We start from the raw sequence: 22338 nt of genomic DNA, 5'->3' as shown, positions 1-22338 counted from the left end.
CTGCAGACCGTGAACCATGCACGGAAGGAACCGATGCCGCCCCGAGCGTCCGAGATCCCCCGCCCCGAGGACTCCCCTCGCCTCAGCGTTCTGCTGATCGAGGACAACATGGGTGATGCGGCCCTGGTACGGGATCTGCTGACAATCCCGACCGGGACCACGCGGTTCGACACCACACACTGCGGCCGGCTGCAGGAGGCCCGGGAGCACCTGGCACGCGACGCCACCGCGGTCGACGCGGTCCTGCTGGACCTGAACCTGCCCGATTCGGACCCGGACGACACCCTGGAGCGGGTGCTGTCGACGACCCGCGAGGTCCCCGTGGTGGTCCTCACCGGCGACGACCATGCGGCCACCGGGGCGCACGCCATCGAGGCGGGGGCCGAGGATTTCCTCAGCAAGAACCGGCTGGGCGAAGACCTGCTCCAGCGCAGCCTGGTCTACGCCGTGACCCGCCACCGCGCACGCCGCGAACTGGCGCAGCAGGAGGCGCTGTACCGCAGCCTGGTGGACGACCACCCGCATCTGGTCACCCGCTACCTCCCGGACACCACGCTGCTGCATGCCAACCGCGCGATGCTGGAATTCCAGGGACGCACGTCGGAGGAGGTCCTGGGCCAGCGCTGGCTGGACTGGACCCCGGAGGCGGACGTCGCTCTGGTCCGCGCGCATCTGGACAGCTTCACCCCGGAACGGCCGGTGGGACATTTCGAGAACACCCTGCCGCGGGCCGACGGCGAGCTGCGCACGATCATGTGGAGCAACCGGGCGTTCTTCGACGCGGACGGGCGGGCCGCCTGGTTCCAGGGGGTGGGGATCGACGTGACCGAGCAGCGCGAGGCCGAGCGCGGCCGCGAACGCCTGATCCAGATCCTCGAGGCTACGCCGGACTTCGTCTCCATGGCCGATGCCGACGGCAGCATCCACTACGTGAACCGCGGCGGCAAGGAGATGCTGGGCCTGCCGGGCGCGGAAGGTGGCGCGGCCCCGGAGCAGGATCGCGATTACTTCTCCGGAGAGCGCGCCGGCGAGTGGCTTCACCCCGAATGGGCCACGCGCCGACTGCAGCGGGAAGGGCTCCCGACCGCCCGCCGCACCGGTTTCTGGGAAGGCGAGTCCGCACTGCTGGATGCCGGCGGACACGAGATCCCCGTGTCGCAGAGGATCATTGCGCACTTCGATGGCGACGGCGAGCCCGAGTACTACTCCACCATCATCCGCGACATCCGCCCGGAGAAGACGCGCGAGGCCCTGGAGCAGCGCCGGCAGAACGCCCTGCAGGAGCTGCACCGGATCACCAGCACTGCGGACACCGAAGACGCCGGCAAGCTGCGCGCGCTGCTGGAACTCGGCCTGCGCGAATTCGCCATGGACCACGGCCGCCTGGTGCGGGTGGACGACGGCAGCCGGCGCATCCTGGAGGCCGCCGGCGAGTGGCCCGAGGCCCCGGGGCGTCCCGGCGACACCGGGGCCCCGTTCTGTGACAACGCCCTGCAGGACCCGGGCCCGGTCGGCTACCACCACCCGGAGTCCCGGGTGGATGGCTGCAGCATCTCGGAGACACCGGGGGCCAGTGCGTGCTTCGGCATGCCGGTGCACGTGAACGGCGAACTGCGCGCGGTGCTGAGCTTTGTCGCGCGGCGACCGCGCGAAGCCTTCGTGCCCTTCGAGCGCGACCTGATCAACCTGATGGCGCAGTGGATCGGACATGAACTGACCCGGCGCGAACAGCGCCTGGCGCTGGAACGCGAGCGCAACCTGTTCATGGCCGGCCCGACGCTGATCTTTGCCCGGGACAATGGCCCGGGCTGGCCCATCCAGTATGTCTCGCCCAACGTACGCGAGATCCTGGGCTACGACCCGCAGGAACTGGCCGGCGAACGCACGCCGCATAACGATCTGGTGCATCCCGACGATCGCGAACGCCTGGACCGGGAAGTGCAGGCGCATACCGATGATCGCAGCGCCAACTTCCAGCACAGCCCCTACCGCATGCGCCACCGTGACGGCGGGTGGCGCTGGATGCTCGACTTCACCACCATCGAACGCGATGAATTCGGGGCGGTTGATCACTATCACGGCTACCTGGTCGACATCACCGAACGCCGCGAGCTGGAGGAAGAACTGGAACTGCTGGCGGCGACCTTCCGCGCCAGCCATGCGATCTTCATCACCGACGCCGACGGGCGAATCCTGCGGGCCAACCCGGCGTTCGAGGAGATCACCGGTTACAGCGCGGCGGAGTCGATCGGCGCCAACCCGCGGGAACTGCTGAAATCGGGCGAGCACGACCGGTCTTTCTATTCCGACCTGTTCGGCCGCCTCGACGAACAGGGCCACTGGGAAGGGGAAGTCTGGGACCGACGCAAGGACGGGACGCGGATCCCCCTGTACATGTCCATCACCGCGCTGCGATCCGGGGACGACGGGCCGGTGGAACACTACGTGGCGGTGTTCCACGACATCTCGCGGCAGAAGCACCTGGAGGCGGAGCTGGAACGCCAGGCCCTGCACGACCGCCTGACCAGCGTGGCCAACCGGCGCCACCTGGAAAGCCTGCTGGAACAGGAGGCCAACCGCACCGACCGCCACGGCGAACCGTTCTCGATCCTGCTGCTCGATCTGGACCGGTTCAAGGACGTGAACGACACCTTCGGCCACGACGTTGGCGACGAGGTGCTGCAGACCCTGGTGCGGGTCCTTCAGGAACGCCTGCGCAAGTCCGATGTAGTGGGCCGCTGGGGCGGCGAGGAATTCATGATCCTGCTGCCGGCCACCGAACTGCCCCGTGCGCGCAAGGTCGCCGAAACCCTGCGCTCGCGGGTCGGGAAGGCAGTCTTCCCGGGCCCCGGCCATGTCACCGTCAGCATCGGGGTATCGGAGCACCAGCCAGGGGAACCGCTGAAGGACACCTTCAAGCGCGCCGATGAGGCCCTGTACGAGGCCAAGCGTCGCGGCCGCAACCGCGTGGCCGCGCACGAATAGCGTCGGGGTTACAGCCCTCCGAGCTCGCGCATGTGGGCCACCGCGCTGCGCCCCAGCGCGTGCAGGGCGTAGCCGCCTTCCAGCATGGAGACCACCCGCCCCTGCGCGTGGCGCTCGGCCAGCTCCACGATGCGCGCGCTGATCCAGGCGTAGTCGTCTTCGCTCAGGGCCAGGCGCGAGAGCTCGTCCTCGCGGTGGGCGTCGAAACCGGCCGACACCAGCACCAGCTCCGGGGCGAACGCATCCCACTGCTCGAACCAGGCCGCGGCCACCGCCTCGCGCCACTGTCCGCCGGACGAGCCGCCGGGCACGGGCACGTTGAGGCAGTTGTCGCCCAGTGGCGTTACGCCCGACCCGGGGTAGGCGGGATGTTCGAACGACGACGCGAACAGGATGGACGGATCCCCGGCCACCAGCGCCTCGGTGCCGTCGCCGTGATGCACGTCGAAGTCCACGATGGCGATGCGCCGGATACCGTGGCGGGCCTGCGCGTGCCGCGCGGCGATCACCACGTTGTTGAACAGGCAGAACCCCGCGGCGCGGTCGGCGCGCGCATGGTGCCCGGGCGGACGCACGGCGCAGAACGCGCGCCGGCCCTGCGCGCCCATCACCCAGTCCACCGCGGTCATGCCCGCGCCTGCCGCCAGCAGGGCCGCTTCGTGGCTGCCGGGGGACAGCGCGGTGTCGCCGTCGAGCATGACCCGCTCGCCCGCCGGCACATGCCGCAGCACCTGTGCCACGTGGGCCTCGGTATGAACCCGCAGCAGGTCGGCGCGTCCGGCCGGCAGCGCCTCGCGATGCAGGATCCACGGGTCCAGCCCGCCGGCCACCAGCTGGTCGCGGATCGCGGTCAGCCGCTCGGGACACTCCGGATGCCCGGGCCCGTTGTCGTGTTCCAGCCCGGCATCGGGAGATAAAAAGGCAAGATTCATGTTATGAAGGCCCCTCCGGGCAGCACCAATTCATCGGATCCACCACAGCAGGAAGCATGCATGGGCACCCATATCCTCGACAAGATCTTCAATCCCCGCGGCGTCGCCGTGTTCGGCGCCACCGAGCGCGAGGGGGCCGTGGGCCAGACGATCCTGGCCAACCTGCTGACCGCCGGCTACGAAGGCACGCTGGTCCCGGTCAATCCCAAGCATGACACGGTGCAGGGGCTGCCCTGCGTGCCCGAACTGCGCCCCGGCGAGCACCGCGTGGACCTGGCGCTGATCGCCACGCCCGCGCGGGCCGTGCCCGCCATCCTGCGCAACTGTGGCGAGGCCGGCCTGCGCGGCGCGGTGATCCTGTCGGCCGGCTTCGGCGAGGCCGGGCGCGAGGGCCAGCGCCTGCAGCAGGAATGCGTGGAAATCGCGCAGCGCTACCGCATGCGCCTGATCGGCCCCAACTGCCTCGGCATCATGCGCCCGCGGATCGGGCTCAACGCGACCTTCAGCCACAACCAGGCGCTGCCCGGAAAGCTGGGGCTGGTCTCCAGCTCGGGCGCGCTGGTCACCGCGGTGCTGGACTGGGCACAGTCCACCGGCATTGGCTTTTCCGGGGTGGCCTCCACCGGCGACGCCGCCGACGTCGACTTCGGCGAGCTGCTGGACTACCTCGCGGTCGACCCCGAGACCCAGGGCATCCTGCTGTACGTCGAGGGCATCCGCCACACCCGGCGTTTCCTCTCCGGGCTGCGCGCGGCCGCCCGCATGAAACCCGTGGTGGTGCTCAAGTCGGCGCGCCACGCCGCCACCGCCCAGGCCGCGGCCACCCACACCGGCGCGATGATGGGCTCCGACGCAGTCTTCGATGCCGCGCTGGAACGCGCCGGCGTGGTCCGCGTGGAGCGCGTCTCGCAGTGGTTCTCCGCGGCGCACATCCTGGCGCAGGGCATGCGCCTGCGCGGCGAGAACCTGGCGATCCTGACCAACGGCGGCGGACCCGGGGTGATGGCCGTGGACCGTGCCGCCGACCTCGGCCTGGAACTGGCCAGCCTGGCGGACAAGAGCATGGACGCGCTGAACGACCTGCTCCCCGGCCACTGGTCGCACGGCAACCCGATCGACATCCTCGGCGACGCCACCGCCGAACGCTACGGCGAGGCGCTGCGCATCACGCTGGCCGACCCCGGCGTAGATATGGCGGTGGTACTGCTGACCCCGCAGGCCATGACCGACCCGGACGCCTGCGCCGAGGCCGTGATCGAACAGGCGCGCAACAGCCGCAAGCCGGTGCTCGCCTGCTGGATGGGCGACCCGCTGGTGGCCAGCGCGCGCCGGCGCTTCGACGAGGCCGGGATCCCGCAGTACCGCACGCCCGAAGCGGCGATCGAGACCTTCGCCTGGCTGATCGAACACCGCCGCAACCAGCGCATGCTGCTGCAGACCCCCGGCCCGCTGTGCGACGAGACCCCGTCCGACATCGAGGGCGCCCACCTGATCCTGCAGAACGCCCGCAACGATGGCCGCAAAGTTCTCAGCATCCGCGAGTCCAAGGCCGTGCTGGCCGCCTTCCACATCCCCACCAACCCCAGCATCCTCGCGCGCGACCCGGCCGACGCGATGCTGGCCGCCGAGACCCTGGGCTTCCCGGTGGCGCTCAAGATCAGCGCAACCGGGATCAGCCACAAGAGCGACTTCGGCGGCGTACGCCTCAACCTGCGCAGCGTGCAGACCGTGCGCCAGCAGACCCAGGAGATGCTGGACCAGATCCGCGAGCACTTCCCCGACGCCGACGTCGAAGGCGTCACCGTGGAACGCATGTCCGAGGTCGGCCACGCCCGCGAGCTGCTGCTCGGGATCTCGCGCGACCCGGTGTTCGGCCCGGTGATCGCCTTCGGCCTGGGCGGCACCGCGGTGGAAGTCATCGGCGACCAGGCCATCGCCCTGCCGCCGCTGAACCGCTCGCTGGCCGAACGGCTGGTGGACCAGACCCGCGCCGCGCGCACCCTGGGCGAGTTCCGCGGCGCGCCGCCGGTACCGCGGGAGGCCATCGAACAGGTTCTGCTGCGGGTCTCGGAGATGGCCTGCGAACTGCCCGAGCTGGCCTCGCTGGACATCAACCCGCTGCAGGCCGGCGAGCACGGCGTCATGGCCGTAGACGCCCGTATCGAACTGGCGGACCCCGGGCACGACACCCGCCATTACGCCCACATGGCCATCCACCCGTATCCCGGGCACGTGGCGCACACCGTCACCACCCGCGACGGCCACGAGCTGGAACTGCGGCCGATCCGCCCCGAAGACGCCGCCATCGAACAGGCCTTCGTGCGCAGCCTGTCGGAAAAGACCCGCTACCTGCGCTTCATGCGTTCGCTGGACGAACTCACCCCGGAGATGCTGGTGCGTTTCACCCAGATCGACTACGACCGCGAGATGGCCTTCATCGCCGTGGATCACGCCGACGGCCAGGAAGTCCAGGTGGGCGTGGCCCGCTATACCACCGAGCCCGACGGCGAGAGTGCCGAATTCGCCGTGGTCGTCAGCGACGCCTGGCAGGGCCGCGGCGTGGGCTCCCTGCTGATGGAAGCCATCGTCGACTCCGCCCGGCGCAACGGCCTGCGCGAACTGTTCGGCGAGGTCCTGCGCCACAACGACGGCATGCTCGCCCTCGCCCGCCGCCACGGCTTCCAGCGCGAAATCCTCACCTCCGACGACGAAATCATCCGCGTCAGCCGCCGGCTGCACTGATCCGCCGCCCGATCCGCCCCATGAACCGCGCCGAACGCATCTTCCACCTGCACCGGCGGCTCAAGGAAAGCCGCCAGCCGCCCTCGCTGGCGCAGCTGGTGGAGCAGCTCGGGGTGTCGCGCGCCACCCTCAAGCGCGACATCGAATACATGCGCGACTTCATGCAGGCGCCCATCGAGTACGACGCGCAGGCCAACGGCTACCGCTACGACCCCGACGCCCCGGCCTTCGAACTGCCCGGGCTGTGGTTCAACGAATCCGAGCTGCTCGCCCTGCTGACCATGGAACAGCTTCTGGAAGACATGCAGCCGGGCCTGCTCGCCCCCGTCATCGGCCCGATGAAGACCCGCATCCGCCGCCTGCTGGAGACCGGCGGCCAGGACTCCACCGAACTCCGCCGGCGCATCCAGATCCAGCCCCAGGCCCATCGCACCAGCGCTGCCGACACCTTCCGCGTCGCCGCCGAAGCCACCCTCGCCGGCCACCCGCTGGACATCGACTACCACGGCCGCGCCCGCGACAGCGCCACCCGGCGCCGCATCCACCCGCAGCGCCTGCTCTACTACCGCGACAACTGGTACCTGATCGCCTGGTGCGAAAACGCCCAAGCCCTGCGCACCTTCGCCCTGGAACGCATCCGCGCCGCCACCCCCGTGCAGGACACCCCCCTGCGCGAAGAAGCCGATGCCGACCTCGACCGCCACATCGGCGCCGCCTTCGGCATCTTCACCGGCCCCGCACGCGAATGGGCCGTACTGCGCTTCACCCCCGAACACGCCCGCTGGGTCGCCGACGAAACCTGGCACCCCGACCAGATCGGCCAGTACCGCGGCGACACCTGGGAACTGCAGATCCCCTACTCCGACCCCACCGAACTGATCCAGGAAATCCTGCGCCACGGCCCCGGCGTGGAAGTCATCGCCCCCGAATCCCTGCGCCAGCGCGTCGCCGACACCCTGCGCGAGGCCGCCACCCGTTACACCTGAACCTCCCTCGCCACACCACCCCCGTGCGGGGTGGCTCACTGTGTGAGCCACCGCCTGTGGTGGGATACGGGTACTGCCACACGAACCCGGAGGTTCCCATGCAACGCAACGGTTCCCGTTTTCCCGATCAGGCCCGTCCCGTTCCGGTGCTGCGCGGTTATTATGCGCGGCGCGACCGGATTCAGAACACGGCGACCACGGAGGAGCTCCTGCAGCGGATCCCGCTGGCGGGGTATCGGCATCACGAGGCGCCGCGGCTGTGGCCGCATCTGCGCCGCGGGCAGGGGCTGACGGTGCAGCGCGAACGGCTGAATCCGGTCGATCCGAACGCAGTGGCGGTGTGCTGGCTGGATCACCAGCTGGGGTATCTGCCGCGCGAGGAGAACGACATGGCGGCGGAGCTGCTGGACCGCGACGAGGAGCTGGTGGCCCGCATCATCGACAAGCGCGACAGCGAAGATCCGTGGGAGCGCCTGGAGCTGGGGGTCTACCGTCGACGGACGCCGGGCCAGTAAGCGCGCCCCGCCGTCCAGTGGCCGCACCCGACGCCGTTCAGGCGCTCCTGCCGGACCGCCTCACGCCGGACGATCTGAAAATTCCGGCCCCGAACCTGTAAGGCGCGGTTACGGATTCCGCTGTTCGTGACCGATGCACGGCACAAGCGATTGAAGCTCGGGCTCCGCATTCAGTAACCCGCCTCTTTCTGATGCCGGAAGGCGAGGACGTACACGGCGTCGTCGGCCGGTTCGTGACGGTAGAGGGCCACGAATCCGGAGTCGCCGAAGGCAATCACCAGCTCACGCAGTTCGGGGATTTCAGGGTCCGGTCGCCCAATATCGGGGGCCGTTTCCAGCAGCAGGAATTGCCGCTCGATCACCTGACCCGCGCGCCTGGCCGCATCCGGAGCTTTAGTGGCGAGAGCGCGCCGGCATCGCTCCAAACCTTCTGCGGCGCCTGCGGTGACGATTACTCGTGGCACTCGGGCACGGCTCCTTCATCGTCAGTGCCCCATGTTCTCAACCAGTCGCGGGCTTCCTGCCCGGTCAGGTGCTGGCCGGTTTCCCGATAGGCCGACCAGGACGCCAGGGCTTCCTGCCTGAAACTCTCTCGAGCTTCCTCGCGATCAACGTATTGGCGGATGGCTTCGAGCATGATCCAGTGGGGCGACCGTCGGCGTTGAGCGGCGAGATCCTGGAGGCGGGCTTTCAGTGCGTCATCGATTTTCAGGGACGTTGCCATGGTGGACCTCGTATTACTGGGTATTACCTTGTGCTAAGTTAGCGCGGCATCCGGCCCCGAGTCCATCCCTGCGATCCATGAGCGGGGAGTCTCGAAAACGATCGACACCAGGACATCCGGAGGCAAGATCGTTTCCCACGTCTTTGGCGCCGTGGCCCGGTTCGAGCGCGCTCGGGGCACTTCATGGCCTGCTCGCTGTCCGCAAAACCATCCGGTGGCGATCCTGGAGACCAGAGGTTGAGCGACCCGCCCGAGGATAAAACGGATCAGGCGTTCCGGCCGGCCTGGTGGCTGCCGGGACGCCATGCGCAAACGGTCTTTCCGGCACTGTTTCGCGCGCCGCCACCGGTGCGGCTGGAGCGCGAACGCCTGGAACTGCCGGACGGGGATTTCCTCGAGCTGGCCTGGGGGCCGCCGGGACGCGGTCTGGTGCTGGTGGGCCACGGTCTGGGCGGCGACGAGACCTCGGGCTATGCGCTGGGGGTGGTGGCGGCACTGGGGCGGCGCGGGATCGGCAGCGCGGTGCTGATCTCGCGCGGGGCCGGCTCGCACCCCAACCGCCTGCGCCGCAGCTATCACGCGGCGGCATGGGACGACCTCAACCACGTGGTGGAGACCCTGCAACGGCGCGATCCCGCCCGGCCGATGGCGGTCTGCGGGTTTTCCCTGAGCGGTTCCATGCTGCTGTCGTGGCTGGGGGAACGCGGCGACACGCCATTGGCCACGGCGGTGGCGGTATCGGTGCCGTTCGATCTGGCCGCCAGCGCCGATGCACTGGAGCGCGGGTTCGCGCGGGTCTACCAGTGGCATCTGATGCGCGGTCTGCGCCGGGTGACGCTGCGCAAGTTCGCGGCGCGCGACGATGCCCCGCTGCCACTGGCGGAACTGCACCGCATGCGCCGGCTGCGCGAATTCGACGAGCGCATCACCGCCCCGCTGCACGGCTTTCGCGACAGTGCCGACTACTACACCCGCGCCAGCTGCCGCCCGCGCCTGGGCGCGATCCGCCAGCCGACCCTGATCCTGCATGCCGCGGACGACCCGTTCGTCCCGGCCACCAGCGTTCCCGCCACCCGCGAGCTGGGCCCCGGGATCCGGCTGGAGCTGCAGGCGAACGGCGGGCATGTGGGCTTTGTGGCCGGAGACGTGCCCGGGCGCCCCCGTTACTGGCTGGACACCCGCATAGCCGACCACATCATCACGCACCTGGAAGCGGCGCTGAACACCGGCGCCGGGCGATAGCCGAACGCCCGGGGCGCCCCGTCACGCGCCGGCGCGGATCAGTGCCCGCCGGGTTCGCTGGCGCCACCTTCCTTGTCGTGCTGCGCGAGCTTGTCGTGGAGCTCGCCGCTCTGGCCGGGCGGGGCCTTCACTTCCACTTCCATGCCATTGCGGCGGAACTTGGCCACCACCTTGTCGATGGCGGCCACCGCGGAGCTGTCCCACAGCGAGGCCTCGCTGAGGTCGATGACCACGTGATGGATGCGTTCGCGGTAGTCGAAGCTGTCGATGAACTTGTCCACGGCCACGAAGAACAGCTGCCCGCGGACCTTGTACGTGCGGGTCCTGCTTCCTTCCGGTCGTTCGCTTTCCACATGGACGGCGTTGACCATCTTGCGAGCGAAGAACACCGCGCTGAGCAGCACGCCGGCGAACACGCCCAGCGACAGGTCGTGGGTCACCACGGTCACGCCCACGGTCACAATGAGCACGGTGGCATCGGTGCGCGGGAGCTTGTGCAGGGTGGTCAGCGAGCTCCAGTCGAAGGTGGCGATGGAGACCATGATCATCACGGCCACCAGTGCGGCCATGGGGATGATGGAGACCAGGTCGCCGAGAAACACGATCAGGATCAGCAGGAAGATGCCCGCCGACAGGGTGGACAGCCGCCCCAGACCGCCGGATTTGATGTTGATGACCGACTGCCCGATCATCGCGCAGCCGGCCATGCCGCCGAAGAAGCCGGTCACGATGTTGGCGATGCCCTGGCCCTGGGCCTCGCGGTTCTTGCCCGAGGGGGTGTCGGTCAGGTCGTCCACCACCTGCGCGGTCATCAGCGATTCCAGCAGACCGACCACGGCCAGCGAGAACGCGGTGGGGAAGATGATCTGCAGGGTCTCCAGGTTCCACGGGATGTCGGGGAACAGGAACACCGGCAGGCCGTCGGGCAGCTCGCCCATATCGCCCACTTCCATGGTGGGCAGGCCCATGTAGTAGACCACGATGGTCAGGACCACGATGGCCACCAGCGGAGGCGGCAGCAGTCTGGGATAACCCGGGATCAGCGGCAGGCCGTAGAGGATCAGCAGGCCGACGGAGACCAGCACCCACATGGTGGTGTCACCGTCCACCAGATACGGCACCTGGGACATGAAGATCAGGATCGCCAGCGCGTTCACGAACCCGACCATCACGGTACGCGGGATGAACATCATGTAACGCCCCAGCTTCGCCCAGGCGAACAGCAGCTGGATCACCCCGGTCAGCAGGGTCGCGGCCAGCAGGTACTGCAGCCCGTGTTCCGCCACCAGGGTGACCATCAGCAGGGCCATGGCCCCGGTGGCGGCGGAGATCATGCCCGGGCGGCCACCGGTGAACGCGATCACCACCGCCATGGAGAACGAGGCGTACAGCCCCACCGACGGGTCCACCCCGGCGATGATGGAGAAAGCGATCGCCTCGGGAATGAGGGCGAGGGCGACCACGATCCCCGCGATAAGGTCGCCACGAACGTTGAAGAACCAGATGTCACGCTGGCGTTGCCAGAAGGCCTTTAGCGTCTGCTGCACGGCAAATCTCCCGGATCAGAGGTTTGACGCGCCGGCCCTGAGCACGGTGCAGACCGCGACTGCAGTGATAAGACGGGTGGGATTGACGGGCACCGGTCAGTGGGGTACTGCTAGGCATCCCGTGGCCACCAGTTACGGCGCTGGATCACGGACGAGGGGCAGGTCACAGGAACCGCCCGTGAGAAAGGCGCGAGAGTCTAACACCTCATCAGCGTTTTCTGAAGTGCCAGCCTCAAAGTCCAACGGGGTCGCCCCCGCCACGCACGCTCGAAAATCAGGATTTCCGCATGCTGCAACGCGTCATCGTCGCCATCGATTTTTCTTCCGCCTCGGCCGCGGCCCTGGCCATCGCCCGGCACCATTGCCCCGGTGCCACGCGCCGCCTGCTGCACGTGATGAAACCCGCAGATGTCGCCCGCGGCAGCGCGGCCGGGGCGATGGCCGGGGCCGGCTCCTCGCCGCTGCATTCGAAAGACATGCGCCAGTCGGCGGAGGATCAGGCCCATGCGCGGCTGAAGGAATGGGCGCGGGACGACGAGGAATGCGCGGTGGCCGTGGGCAGCGCACCCGAGGAAATCTCCCGCCTGGCCGAGGAGTGGGATGGCGAACTGATCGTGATGGGCACCCGCGGGCGCAGCCAGCTCGCCAGCATGCTCTCGGGCTCGGCCACCGAGTGGCTGGTGCGCCACGCCAGTCTGCCGGTGATGGTGGTGCACGATGTCCCGCTCAGCGACGCGATGCGCGAGCACCTGCCGCCCGGCTTCGAACAGCACGATTGATGTCACAGGAGGTTTCATGATGGCTGCAAAGACTCGATTCGGCAGCACCCTGATCGCGGCGCTGAGCCTCGCCGGAGGCGCCGCGCATGCGGGCACCGGCACCGCCACCGTCGCCCAGACCCTGGACCGCGACGGCCAGCCCCTGGTCTCGGTCGACGGCGCACGGGCAGAGGACACCTTCGCCGCCCTCGGGGCCCTGACGGTCAAGGGCCGGCTGATGCGCGACAGCGAGATGGGCCATGAAGGCTATCGCCCGGAACTGGCCGGAGACCCGATGCAGGCGGTCGGCGAACGCTGGCTGGACCTGCTGGACTACGCCCAGGGGGCGTTCCTCGACCAGGGCCGCCTGCGGGCGCACGTCGGTGGGGAAGACGAGGCCGGCCCGGCCGCCTATGCCGAGGCCAGTTATCTCTATCACATGCACCACAGCGCGGGCCGGTTCGAGGACCTCGGGCTGTACGACGACCTCACCCACCAGCCCAGTCCGATGATCTCGCAGCTGGAGAACCATCTGGTCAACACGCGCCACGAAGACGGCCGAATCCACGGTGCCGGCGCCAGCGATGCCGAGGCCTTCGCCTACGGCATGGATGCGCTGCACGCCTCGGCCTATGCCTGGGTCCGCCAGGACAAGCCGGGTGGCGCCGATGACATGGGCCAGCTCGACCTGGACGCGCTGGCCGGCTGGCTGGGCCATTCGCGCGACGACCTGGTCGCGGTCGCCCGCGCGGTCGCGGACCGGGCCGACGAGGCCTGGGACGCGGACGCCGGGATCTACGTGCTGGACGAGGGTGCCAAGTGGTCCGTCGACCAGCTCGGTGCCCTGCTGCGCGGGCACAAGGGCCTGTATGAAATGCTCGCGCTGTACGGAGACGATGCCGACCGGGAACGGGCGGAAACCCTGGCGGATCGCGCCGCGGCCATCACCACGGCCGTGCTGGACGGACACGGGCCGCTGCGTGACTGGGGCCTGCCGGCGCGCCTGGAATTCGTCGACGGCCGGGCCATGGCCGCGTCGGACGAGGTGGATGTCGGCGGCCAGTGGCGTTTCGTGCATCAGGTCACCGGCGGGTTTTCCATCCTGCGCGAGCGCGACGGCACGTCCGGCCTGATGGGTGAACGCCACCCCGAACTGGAGCAGAAAGTGGGCCGGGCGCTGGACCGCATGTTCCTCGGCGCGCTCGAATACCAGCTCGACGGCGACTACGTGCCGGCCCGCCTGGACCATGGCGACGGCTCGGTCAGCGACCCGACCGTCACCACCCGCGCGGCGGCGGCCTTCGTGCAGGCCGTGGGCAACGGCTACCGCGCCGGCGACGCATTCGACCGCCCCGGGGCCTGGGACGACGACGCCGAACTGGCCGAACGCAGCGAGGCCCTGTACGACGCGATGCTGCGCCACGGCGAGCTGGTCAGCTCGCGCCTGGTGCGGGTGGACTAGCGGGTCCCGGGCCGGATCTCGGGCCGAATCTCGGGCCGGGTTTCGGCCAGCCACCGGGCCGCCGCCTCGCGCAGGCGGCGGATGACCCCGCGCCGGCCGGAGACCCCGGCCAGCGCTTGCAGGGCCGCCCAGTCCTGCTGCTGCACGCACGCGGCATGCAGCAGGGCCCGGCCCGAGTCCTGGCCCGGGTTCTGATCCGGCGCGCGATCCGGCCGGTTGTCGGCCATCAGGGCGCGGCGCAGTGCCGGCAAGGCCCACTCGAAGCTGCGGCTGCGATGGGCAAACGCCTCGATCGAGGCGCGATCCTCCGCCTCGACTTCACCGTGCTCGCCGGGCGCCGGCAGGCTCTGCTCGATGGCCCGGGTGGTGGCACTGTCCAGCTGCTCTGCGGCCAGCGCGCGCCATAACGGCCAGTCGCGGGCGAACGCCCCCTGCACCGCCGCCAGCGCCAGCGCCGGCCACGCCTCGCCGGCCTCGGCCAGCGCACGCATCACGATCAGCGTGACCTGTCCGCTGGCCGGATCCGGGCGCACGCCCAGGCGCACCGGCGCGAAGCCCTCGCGCCGCCAGAAGTGCAGCATGCCCGGGGTCACCCCGAACGCCGCGCCCAGGAGCCCCACCCCGTCGCGCGCGGCCCTTTCGGCCACCGCGCGCAGCAGGCGCGTGCCCAGCCCGCGCCCCTGCCAGGCGGGATGCACCGCGATCCGGTGGATCCGCCAGGCGGTCTGCTGCGCCAGTGAAAAGGAACCTACTGCGGCCAGGGTGCACGGCAGGAAGCGTCCCGGCGGCCGCCGCTCGCCGGCCCACACCGCGTCCGCCAGCTCGGGCTCCAGCCCCGGCTCGGCCTGCACCAGCACCGCCCCGAACAGGGCGCCATCACGTGCCCCTTCCAGCAACAGGACATGCAGGTCCGGATCGCCCAGCCAGCGCTGCAGATCGGAGGGCCGGGTGCGGTAATGGGCGTCGGCCAGCAGGCCGGTCAGCGCCTGCAGACGGGCGGCGTCACCCGCGAGGTCGGCCGGCGAGCGCCACGCCAGACGCACGGCCTGGGGCGAAGGCTCGTGGCTGGCCGCCTCCAGCAGGAAAAGCCGGTTGATCCAGTCTTCCAGCGGGTCGCCCGCCGCCCAGCGCACGGGCTCGTGCAGGCGCAGGATCCGCGGTCGCAGGCCGGCCCGTTCCAGTGCCGGCAGCACCCGCAGGCGGAACCCCTGACCGCTGCCCTCGAATCCTCCGGTGGTGGTCGCCAGCACCACCCGCCGGGCGCGCCGGGTCAGTTCCAGCAGGCGCTCCACCGGGATGGCCGCGGCCTCGTCCACGGTCAGCAGGTCGGGCCGTGCCGGGGTATCCAGCAGGACCGCCGGTGCGCAATACAGCGTCGCGGGATCCACGACGGGCGAGCCTTCCGCAGCCTGCGCCAGCAGCCGCTCGGCTGCGGACGGGGCCGGCGCGGTCACGGCAATCTCCCCGTCCGGAGCGTCCGACAGCCGCAGGTGTTCACCCAGCCACTGTCCGAGCACGGTGGACTTGCCGCGCCCGCGCGGGGCGATCACCACGTCGCAGCGCCGCCCGCCCGGGGCGTCCGGTTCGCCCGGGTCGCGCAGCCGCTCCAGCACCCGCTGCTGGTCGTCGGTCCAGCCCTCGCCGGGCACGGCGCCAGCGGGGCGCGGCCAGTTCGCCGGCCGTCCAGGGTCGGGATGCTCAACCACCGCTTCCGCCAGCGCCTGCCGCCAGCGCTCGCCGAACGGCGTGGCGCCACCGGCATCCGTGAGCAGCACCAGCACCCCACCCCCGCGCAGGATGCCGCTGACGATCACCAGGGCATCGGCGGGGAGACCGGACTGCGCCTCGAATACCACCACGTCGCGCTCGCGGCCCAGCCAGTCTCCGGCCTGGGCCGGACGCACCGAGGGTAGATCCGGGGGCGCGCTGCGGCCCACCCACAGGACGTCGTGGCCACCGGCCTGTTGCCGCAGCCATTCGCCCGCGCACTCGCAGACCTCCGGCCGCCCCGGCAAGGCGATGATGCGTCGATGCGGCGGACCGGAACGGACCATCGCGACTGCCCCCGGAAAAAAGAAACGGAACTTGTGAAAACGTGACAAACCTCAAAACCTGCGTCCCGATGACGACACAGACAGGAACGCCCCTCACGCGACATCTCGCAGCATGAACCAGGAGTCCGCATGAATACCAACGAACAGCCCGCCACCGAACTGCCGGAACGCCTGCGCATTGACGCCGTCGAGGCGCTGACCGAAACCGCGCGCCAGACCCTGGACCAGGGCCAGCCCCTGCGGCTGGACGGTGGCAGCGTCCGGGACACCGACACCGCCGGTCTGCAACTGCTGGCGATGCTGCGCCGGGAAGCCGACCACCGCGGCCAGCCCATGGCACTCGATCCCGTCAGCCCCGCCCTGGAAAGCGGCCTGCAGCGCCTGGGGCTGGAGGGCCACGTGCAGGACTCCGCGAACCCGCAGGGATCCTGACGACAGCACGACACAAAGCCTTTCCGGCTGTACAGGAATGGTCAAGATTTTTCGTTTTTCCGCGGAGCGGAACCGCTCGGCTCAAGTTTTTCCTCCGGGGCCCGTTACATTCTGTGACGGACCCCGAGTTTGCTGTACAGTCCTTGTACAGGTTTTTCGGAGAATGTGACGGCGACCCTGGCACACCGCTTGCTAGCAGATCATACGGCCGAACCCGGGGTCGCCCGCATCAACAAGACAATCAGATAACAGGGGCACGCAATGGCCAAGGTGCTGGTGGTGGACGACTCGCCCTCGATGCGACAGATGGTGAGCTTCGCGCTCAAGCAGGCCGGTCACGACGTGACCGAGGGCCGGGATGGCAACGACGGCCTGAGCAAGGCACAGGGGCTGAAGGCCGATCTGGTCATCACCGACGTGAACATGCCCGGCAAGGACGGCCTGGAGCTGGCCCGCGAGCTGCGCAAGCTGCCCGACTACAAGTTCACGCCCATCCTGGTGCTGACCACCGAGGCCGGCCCGGAGAAGAAGCAGGAAGGCAAGGCCGCCGGCGCCACCGGCTGGCTGGTCAAGCCGTTCGATCCGGAAAAGCTGATGAGCACCGTCAACAAGGTCCTGCGCTAGCCATGTCCATGGACATGTCCCAGTTCACCGAGGCCTTCCTCGAAGAAAGCTTCGAGGGGCTGGAACACATGGAGACCGAGTTGCTGGCGCTCAACGCCGGCGACGAGGAAACCCTGCACACGATCTTCCGTGCGGCCCACTCGATCAAGGGCGGCGCCGGGACGTTCGGGTTCAGCGCCATCTCCGAATTCACCCACGGCATGGAGACCCTGCTCGACCGCATGCGCAACGGTCAGCAGGAGACCACTCCGGAGATCGTGAATCTGTTGCTGCGCGCGGTGGACGTACTGCGCGGCCAGCTGCAGGCGGCTCGCGATGGTGGTGAAGCCGACCCGGCCGAGGCGGCCGAGGTGCGGGCCCTGATCGAGGCCACGCTGGGCGATGACACCCCGGCACCGGCGACCGGAGGGGGCAGCGATGACGCGGACTCCGGCAACGCCGACGGGGGCGACGACGGCAAATCGGGTGGCTGGCGCATCCACTTCCGCCCGCATGCCGACCTGCTGCGCACCGGCAACGACCCGCTGCGCATGTTCGAAGTACTGGAGGAGCTGGGCGAGCTGACGGTGCACTGCGACGCGGAGGGCCTGCCCCCGACGCTCGAAGGCTACGACCCGGAGGCCAGCTACCTCGCCTGGACCCTGGAGCTGCGCGGCGACGCGGACCGTGCCGACGTCGAGGAAGTCTTCGAATGGGTCGAGGACGAATGCGACCTGACGATCGAACCGCTCGAAACCGCCGGCGACAGCACCGGAGCGCAACCCCCGGCGGACCCGGCCCCGGACGGCTCCGGCCCGGAATCCACGCCGCCCGGCGGTGAGGACGGCGCGGGCGGGGCGCCCGCACGCGCGGCCTCGAAGCCGACCGAATCCAGCTCCATCCTCCAGGAAATCAACAAAGCCATCTCGCAGCTCGACGAGGTCACCCAGCAGAACGCCGCCCTGGTCGAAGAGGCCGCCTCCTCCTCCGAGTCCCTCGACAATCAGGCCAACGAACTGCAGGAGCTCATGGCTTTCTTCAACAGCTCCCACAGCGAGGCGGATGCTCATCAGGCCCGCGAACCCGCTCACAAGGAAAGTGCGCGGCCGGCACGCCAATCCGCCTCCGCAGGCCGCCGCAAGACCCCGGCGCCGGAAAAGAAACCGGCCACCACCTCTCGCACACAGGCCGGCGCAAAGAACGACCGCAACGAAGAATGGGAAGAGTTCTGATGGCTGAGGGAGACGGTTGTTGAATGGCCGGTTTCGAGAGTCTGAGCGACCGCGATTTCCGACGCGTCGCCCGTCTGATCGGCGAACGCACCGGAATCATGCTCAACGAGAGCAAGCGGGAGCTGGTCTACGGACGGCTTTCGAGGCGGCTGCGTGCTCTGAGTCTGAACCGGTTCGACGTCTATCTGGACCGGCTGGAACAGGGAGATGACGCGGAACTGGAGGAATTCGTCAATGCACTCACAACGAACCTCACGGCATTCTTCCGCGAGCCCCATCACTTCGAAATGCTGGAGGGATCGGTGCTCGAGGAGATGCGCCGGGCCAATCCGGACGGACCGCTGAAGATCTGGTCAGCCGGCTGTTCCACCGGTGAGGAACCGTGGTCCATCGCAATGACCCTGGCCGATGCCGCCGGCTCGACAGATGCGGCACGGATCCTCGCGACCGACGTGGACTCGCGCGTGGTCGCGCATGCCGATGCCGGGATCTACGATGCCAGTCGCATCACCGGTATCGCGCGCGAACGCCAGCGGCGCTGGCTGCTGCGCGGCAAGGGCGCGCAGGACGGGAAGGTCCGGATCCGCGATGACCTGCGCTCGATGGCCCGATTCCAGAAACTCAACCTGTTCGACGAATGGCCCATCCGAGGGCCTCTGGATGCAATCTTCTGCCGCAATACCCTGATCTATTTCGACAAGCCGACACAGAAAGAGCTGGTCAAACGCTTCTCGACCATCCTGCGCCCCGGCGGCTATTTGTTCATTGGCCATTCGGAATCGCTGTACAAGGTAACGGATACTTTCCGGCTGCTGGACAAAACGCTTTACCGGAAGACCCCGCCGTGACCCGCCATCCCGACATTCCCGAGCTGCATGATGGTGCCTTCGCGCACATCAACCGCTACTAGGATCGCATGAACGATGCCCCGGCGGCCAAACTGCTGCCCGGGGAATGCTATGTTTCGGTGTCGTCGACCGAGCTGATCACCACGGTCCTGGGCTCCTGCGTGTCGGCCTGCGTATGGTCGCCGGAGGCCGGGGTGGGTGGCATGAACCATTTCATGCTCCCGGAAGGCGAACGCGACAGCGGCTGGGGCCCGGCGGTTTCCAATGCCACGCGTTACGGCACCCACGCGATGGAGTTCCTGGTGAACGAGCTGCTCAAGCTCGGCGCCGAGCGCGACGACCTGCGCATCAAGATGTTCGGGGGCGGGCGCGTAATGGCGGGCATGAGTGATGTGGGCGCGCGCAACATCGCGTTTCTGCGCCGTTACGCGCGCGAGGAAGGGCTCGAGATTCTGGCCGAGGACGTGGGCGGCCCGTGGCCGCGCAAGGTGGTGTTCTTCCCCGCCTCCGGACGGGTGCGGCTGAAAAAGCTCGTGTCCCTGCACAACAACACCCTGCTCGAACGCGAGCAGGACTACCGCCGCCGCCTCGAAGGCGAGGACCTGGCCGGCGACGTGGAGCTGTTCGAATGAGCACAACGCAGGCCCGCCCCATCCGTGTGATCGTGGTCGACGACTCGGCCCTGATCCGCAAGCTGCTGGCACGGATCCTCGATCAGGCGCCGGATATCGAGGTGGTGGACACCGCGGCCGATCCGTACGACGCCCGCGAGAAGATCAAGCAGCACGACCCGGACGTGCTCACCCTGGACGTGGAGATGCCGAAGATGGACGGCATCACGTTCCTGCGCAATCTGATGCGCCTGCGCCCCATGCCGGTGGTCATGGTCTCCTCGCTGACCGAGGCCGGGGCTGACGTAACGTTGCAGGCGCTGGAAATCGGCGCGGTGGATTTCGTAACCAAGCCCGGAGTCGATGTCTCGCATGCTCTCGAAGCCTATAGCGGGACCTTGATCGACAAGATCCGCGCGGCCTCGGGTATTCGCATACAGGCGCGCAGCAGCACGCCGGCCGGAACCGCGACACCGGCCACAAGGACGAACGCCGGCGGGGGCACCCGGCGCTTTCGCACCACTGACCGCGTCATCGCACTGGGCGCATCGACCGGCGGCGTCGAGGCCCTCAAGGAGGTGCTGATGGGACTGCCCCCGGACTCACCCGGGATCGTGATCACCCAGCATATCCCGGCGGGCTTTAGCCAGGCCTTTGCCGAGCGCATGAATCGCAGCACCGCGCTGCGGGTGAAACAGGCGGAGGACGGGGATGTGATCATGCCGGGACATGTCTTCATCGCTCCCGGGACCGACTATCACCTTCGTGTCGACCGGGACGGGGCCCGCTATGTCTGCCGGCTGGATGACCAGAATGCGGTGAACCGGCACCGCCCCAGCGTCGACGTACTGTTCGAATCCGCCGCACAGTCCTCCGGCTCCAACACCGTGGCCGCGCTGTTGACGGGCATGGGCGACGACGGCGCCCGCGGGCTGCTGGCACTGCGCGAGGCCGGTGCCCACACCATCGCGCAGGATGAGGCCACCAGCCTGGTCTGGGGCATGCCCGGCGCGGCAGTTAAGGCCGACGCTGCAGCTCAGGTGCTCCCACTCGGCAAGATCGCCCAGGCACTTCTGGAGGATCACCAAAATAAGGCCGACGCGGGTGCCAACGGAGGAGACACGACATGAATGACTGGAAACAACGTCTGATGCAGCCGCCGCTGCAGCGGGGCCTGGCGATCGCCCTGGTAGCCACCCTGCTGGCCGGCATTGGCGGCGTCTGGCTGGCCGGAGCAGCCGCGGCGGCCAGCCTGCTGGTGGTGCCCCTGCTGCTGGGGGCCGCGCTGGTGGTCGCCCTGTGGCACACCCCGGACGCGGACACCACCCGCCACGACGAACAGGAGGCTGCCCAGCGGGTGGCCGGCGGCGCGGAACTGTCCGACGAGATCGACCAGGCGATGCGCTTCGAACTGGACCAGATCGATCAGGAGATCACCCGGCAGAAGGGGCTGATCGAGAACGCGGTGAAGGAACTGGGCGACAGCTTCAGCGACATGCACCAGATCGCCGAACGCCAGCAGGAGCTGATGAGCTCCGATCTGGCGAGCCAGAATAGCGCCGGGGAAGAAGGCAGATCCCAGCCGGAGATCCTGCGCGACCTGACCCGCCAGTCAGACGAGACCCTGCAGATGTTCATCGACACCCTGGTGGAGGTCAGCCGGCAGAGCGTGGAGAGCGCGCACCACATGTCGGACATGAACCAGCACATGGACGGGGTGTTCAAGCTGCTGGACAGTGCCGGCGAGATCGCCGACCAGACCAACCTGCTGGCGCTGAACGCGAGCATCGAGGCCGCACGGGCCGGCGAGGCCGGGCGCGGGTTCGCGGTGGTGGCCGACGAGGTCCGCAACCTGTCGAAGCGCTCGGCCACCTTCCACGAGGACATCCGCAAGCAGATCGAGGAGGCACGCCGCAGCATCCGCCAGGTGCACGACACGGTCCACGCCATGGCCTCGCGCGACATGAGCGACAGCATGGAAGAAAAGGAACGCGTCGGCTCGCTGTTCGAGTACGCCCGCGAGGCCACCGAGGACATGGAAAACCGGCTGCGGGAAGAAGCGGAGCTGACCGATCGCATGAACCAGGCGGTCGCCACCGCGGTTCGCTCGCTGCAGTTCGAGGACATCGCGCGTCAGTCTCTGGGCACCGCCGAAGACGCCCTGGCCCATCTGCACGAACTGCAGGGGATCCTCCACGAGGCACGCTCCACCGACGATGCCCGCGCGATGGCCGAGCGCGTGCGCGCCTGGCGCGAGGATCGCCAGACCCGTCATCATCGCGCCGTGAATCAGGAAAACCTGGACACCGGCGACGTTGAACTCTTCTGACCCCCGAAAACTCCCGACGGAGACCGCATGAGCATCCAGACCCGGACATCGACGGACGGCAGCGAACTGCGCATCGCCATCCACGGTCGCTTTGATTTTGACCAGCACCAGGACTTCCGCAGCGCCTACCGCGAGACCCGCGGCGCCGGCATGCGCTACGTCATCGACCTGTCGCAGACGGAGTACATGGACAGCTCCGCGCTGGGCATGCTGCTGCTGTTGCGGGAACACGCCGGCGGCGATGGCGCCGACGTGCGCATCGTCGGGGCGTCCGGCGGGGTGCGCAAGGTGCTCGACATCGCCAATTTCGGTCGCCTGTTCACCATCGAGTGACGT

19 protein-coding genes and 1 pseudogene are annotated in these 22338 nt (G+C 68.8%); 15 read left to right on the top strand and 5 right to left on the bottom strand.

The annotated features are described in order from the left end of the window. Positions 1-33: 33 nt before the first annotated feature. On the top strand, positions 34-2985 hold the full coding sequence (locus tag F788_RS0101145; protein ID WP_019589003.1) for a PAS domain S-box protein: 2952 nt from the start codon (positions 34-36) through the stop codon (positions 2983-2985). A gap of 8 nt (positions 2986-2993) precedes the next feature. Here the strand turns inward: F788_RS0101145 and F788_RS0101140 are convergent, their stop codons facing one another. After that, positions 2994-3917, bottom strand: coding sequence for a histone deacetylase family protein (locus F788_RS0101140; RefSeq protein ID WP_019569428.1), 924 nt, complete (start codon positions 3915-3917; stop codon positions 2994-2996). A 60-nt stretch (positions 3918-3977) separates the two neighbouring features. Between F788_RS0101140 and F788_RS0101135 the strand changes: the two genes are divergently transcribed. The 3 genes from F788_RS0101135 to F788_RS0101125 all read left to right on the top strand — a co-directional run bounded on the left by F788_RS0101135 (position 3978) and on the right by F788_RS0101125 (position 8160). Further along, positions 3978-6659 carry a bifunctional acetate--CoA ligase family protein/GNAT family N-acetyltransferase gene (locus tag F788_RS0101135; protein ID WP_019589002.1) on the top strand — a complete coding sequence of 894 codons (2682 nt, stop codon included), beginning with the start codon at positions 3978-3980 and terminating at the stop codon, positions 6657-6659. 20 nt (positions 6660-6679) lie between these two features. After that, positions 6680-7645, top strand: a complete 966-nt coding sequence (locus F788_RS0101130; RefSeq protein ID WP_019589001.1) for a YafY family protein — start codon at positions 6680-6682, stop codon at positions 7643-7645. Positions 7646-7743: 98 nt separating this feature from the next. Then, positions 7744-8160 (top strand): HIRAN domain-containing protein, encoded by a 417-nt coding sequence (locus F788_RS0101125; protein WP_018869635.1) that lies wholly within the window; start codon positions 7744-7746, stop codon positions 8158-8160. A 170-nt stretch (positions 8161-8330) separates the two neighbouring features. Here F788_RS0101125 and F788_RS0101120 read toward each other — a convergent pair whose 3' ends face one another. Next, entirely contained in the window at positions 8331-8585 is a 255-nt protein-coding gene (locus tag F788_RS0101120) for a type II toxin-antitoxin system RelE/ParE family toxin (protein ID WP_024329990.1), read from the bottom strand. Positions 8586-8611: 26 nt separating this feature from the next. Beyond that, entirely contained in the window at positions 8612-8884 is a 273-nt protein-coding gene (locus F788_RS0101115; RefSeq protein ID WP_018869633.1) for a CopG family ribbon-helix-helix protein, read from the bottom strand. A gap of 237 nt (positions 8885-9121) precedes the next feature. On the opposite strand from F788_RS0101115, the gene F788_RS0101110 reads away from it, so the two are divergent. After that, positions 9122-10126: a hydrolase gene (locus F788_RS0101110; RefSeq protein WP_019589000.1), complete on the top strand. Its 1005-nt coding sequence runs from the start codon at positions 9122-9124 to the stop codon at positions 10124-10126. A 38-nt stretch (positions 10127-10164) separates the two neighbouring features. Here F788_RS0101110 and F788_RS0101105 read toward each other — a convergent pair whose 3' ends face one another. Continuing rightward, entirely contained in the window at positions 10165-11673 is a 1509-nt protein-coding gene (locus tag F788_RS0101105; RefSeq protein WP_019588999.1) for a SulP family inorganic anion transporter, read from the bottom strand. Between the two features lie 287 nt (positions 11674-11960). Here F788_RS0101105 and F788_RS0101100 point away from each other — a divergent pair, with 287 nt between their 5' ends. Together F788_RS0101100 and F788_RS0101095 are read left to right on the top strand one after the other, a co-directional pair. Then, on the top strand, positions 11961-12452 hold the full coding sequence (locus F788_RS0101100; protein ID WP_019588998.1) for a universal stress protein: 492 nt from the start codon (positions 11961-11963) through the stop codon (positions 12450-12452). A gap of 16 nt (positions 12453-12468) precedes the next feature. Then, entirely contained in the window at positions 12469-13893 is a 1425-nt protein-coding gene (locus tag F788_RS0101095; RefSeq protein WP_019588997.1) for a hypothetical protein, read from the top strand. Here the strand turns inward: F788_RS0101095 and F788_RS0101090 are convergent. Next, positions 13890-15947 carry a GNAT family N-acetyltransferase gene (locus F788_RS0101090; RefSeq protein WP_019588996.1) on the bottom strand — a complete coding sequence of 686 codons (2058 nt, stop codon included), beginning with the start codon at positions 15945-15947 and terminating at the stop codon, positions 13890-13892. The genes F788_RS0101095 and F788_RS0101090 overlap by 4 nt on opposite strands. A gap of 129 nt (positions 15948-16076) precedes the next feature. Here F788_RS0101090 and F788_RS0101085 point away from each other — a divergent pair, with 129 nt between their 5' ends. From F788_RS0101085 to F788_RS0101050, 8 genes and pseudogenes are all read left to right on the top strand, one after another. Beyond that, positions 16077-16379 (top strand): STAS domain-containing protein, encoded by a 303-nt coding sequence (locus F788_RS0101085; protein ID WP_019588995.1) that lies wholly within the window; start codon positions 16077-16079, stop codon positions 16377-16379. 261 nt (positions 16380-16640) lie between these two features. Further along, entirely contained in the window at positions 16641-17003 is a 363-nt protein-coding gene (locus tag F788_RS0101080; RefSeq protein WP_019588994.1) for a response regulator, read from the top strand. A 2-nt stretch (positions 17004-17005) separates the two neighbouring features. Beyond that, positions 17006-18023, top strand: a pseudogene (locus tag F788_RS13295) (Hpt domain-containing protein); the annotation flags it as partial. A gap of 214 nt (positions 18024-18237) precedes the next feature. Then, positions 18238-19062 carry a protein-glutamate O-methyltransferase CheR gene (locus F788_RS0101070; RefSeq protein WP_019588993.1) on the top strand — a complete coding sequence of 275 codons (825 nt, stop codon included), beginning with the start codon at positions 18238-18240 and terminating at the stop codon, positions 19060-19062. Between the two features lie 68 nt (positions 19063-19130). Then, positions 19131-19694 carry a chemoreceptor glutamine deamidase CheD gene (gene cheD, locus F788_RS0101065; RefSeq protein WP_019588992.1) on the top strand — a complete coding sequence of 188 codons (564 nt, stop codon included), beginning with the start codon at positions 19131-19133 and terminating at the stop codon, positions 19692-19694. Further along, complete coding sequence (locus tag F788_RS0101060; protein ID WP_019588991.1) at positions 19691-20803, top strand: chemotaxis response regulator protein-glutamate methylesterase; 1113 nt, start codon at positions 19691-19693, stop codon at positions 20801-20803. Before cheD ends, F788_RS0101060 begins: the two co-directional genes overlap by 4 nt. Continuing rightward, positions 20800-22002, top strand: a complete 1203-nt coding sequence (locus F788_RS14255; RefSeq protein WP_019588990.1) for a methyl-accepting chemotaxis protein — start codon at positions 20800-20802, stop codon at positions 22000-22002. The genes F788_RS0101060 and F788_RS14255 overlap by 4 nt, the downstream gene beginning before the upstream one ends. A 27-nt stretch (positions 22003-22029) precedes the next feature. Then, complete coding sequence (locus tag F788_RS0101050) at positions 22030-22335, top strand: STAS domain-containing protein (RefSeq protein ID WP_018868784.1); 306 nt, start codon at positions 22030-22032, stop codon at positions 22333-22335. The last annotated feature ends 3 nt before the right edge of the window (positions 22336-22338 follow it).

The organism is Thioalkalivibrio sp. ALE10 (assembly GCF_000381385.1).
GTDB lineage: Bacteria > Pseudomonadota > Gammaproteobacteria > Ectothiorhodospirales > Ectothiorhodospiraceae > Thioalkalivibrio.
The sequence above is the reverse complement of the archived record's forward strand: the minus strand, read 5'-3'. Positions and strand labels throughout refer to the sequence as shown.

Coding starts and splice junctions, on each gene's coding strand:
- F788_RS0101100 (WP_019588998.1), top strand. CDS start 11,961: ATGCTGCAACGCGTCATCGTCGCCATCGATTTTTCTTCCGCCTCGGCC.
- F788_RS0101115 (WP_018869633.1), bottom strand. CDS start 8,884: ATGGCAACGTCCCTGAAAATCGATGACGCACTGAAAGCCCGCCTCCAG.
- F788_RS14255 (WP_019588990.1), top strand. CDS start 20,800: ATGAATGACTGGAAACAACGTCTGATGCAGCCGCCGCTGCAGCGGGGC.
- F788_RS0101135 (WP_019589002.1), top strand. CDS start 3,978: ATGGGCACCCATATCCTCGACAAGATCTTCAATCCCCGCGGCGTCGCC.
- F788_RS0101085 (WP_019588995.1), top strand. CDS start 16,077: ATGAATACCAACGAACAGCCCGCCACCGAACTGCCGGAACGCCTGCGC.
- F788_RS0101090 (WP_019588996.1), bottom strand. CDS start 15,947: ATGGTCCGTTCCGGTCCGCCGCATCGACGCATCATCGCCTTGCCGGGG.
- F788_RS0101140 (WP_019569428.1), bottom strand. CDS start 3,917: ATGAATCTTGCCTTTTTATCTCCCGATGCCGGGCTGGAACACGACAAC.
- F788_RS0101145 (WP_019589003.1), top strand. CDS start 34: ATGCCGCCCCGAGCGTCCGAGATCCCCCGCCCCGAGGACTCCCCTCGC.
- F788_RS0101130 (WP_019589001.1), top strand. CDS start 6,680: ATGAACCGCGCCGAACGCATCTTCCACCTGCACCGGCGGCTCAAGGAA.
- cheD (WP_019588992.1), top strand. CDS start 19,131: ATGAACGATGCCCCGGCGGCCAAACTGCTGCCCGGGGAATGCTATGTT.
- F788_RS0101070 (WP_019588993.1), top strand. CDS start 18,238: ATGGCCGGTTTCGAGAGTCTGAGCGACCGCGATTTCCGACGCGTCGCC.
- F788_RS0101125 (WP_018869635.1), top strand. CDS start 7,744: ATGCAACGCAACGGTTCCCGTTTTCCCGATCAGGCCCGTCCCGTTCCG.
- F788_RS0101095 (WP_019588997.1), top strand. CDS start 12,469: ATGATGGCTGCAAAGACTCGATTCGGCAGCACCCTGATCGCGGCGCTG.
- F788_RS0101060 (WP_019588991.1), top strand. CDS start 19,691: ATGAGCACAACGCAGGCCCGCCCCATCCGTGTGATCGTGGTCGACGAC.
- F788_RS0101050 (WP_018868784.1), top strand. CDS start 22,030: ATGAGCATCCAGACCCGGACATCGACGGACGGCAGCGAACTGCGCATC.
- F788_RS0101080 (WP_019588994.1), top strand. CDS start 16,641: ATGGCCAAGGTGCTGGTGGTGGACGACTCGCCCTCGATGCGACAGATG.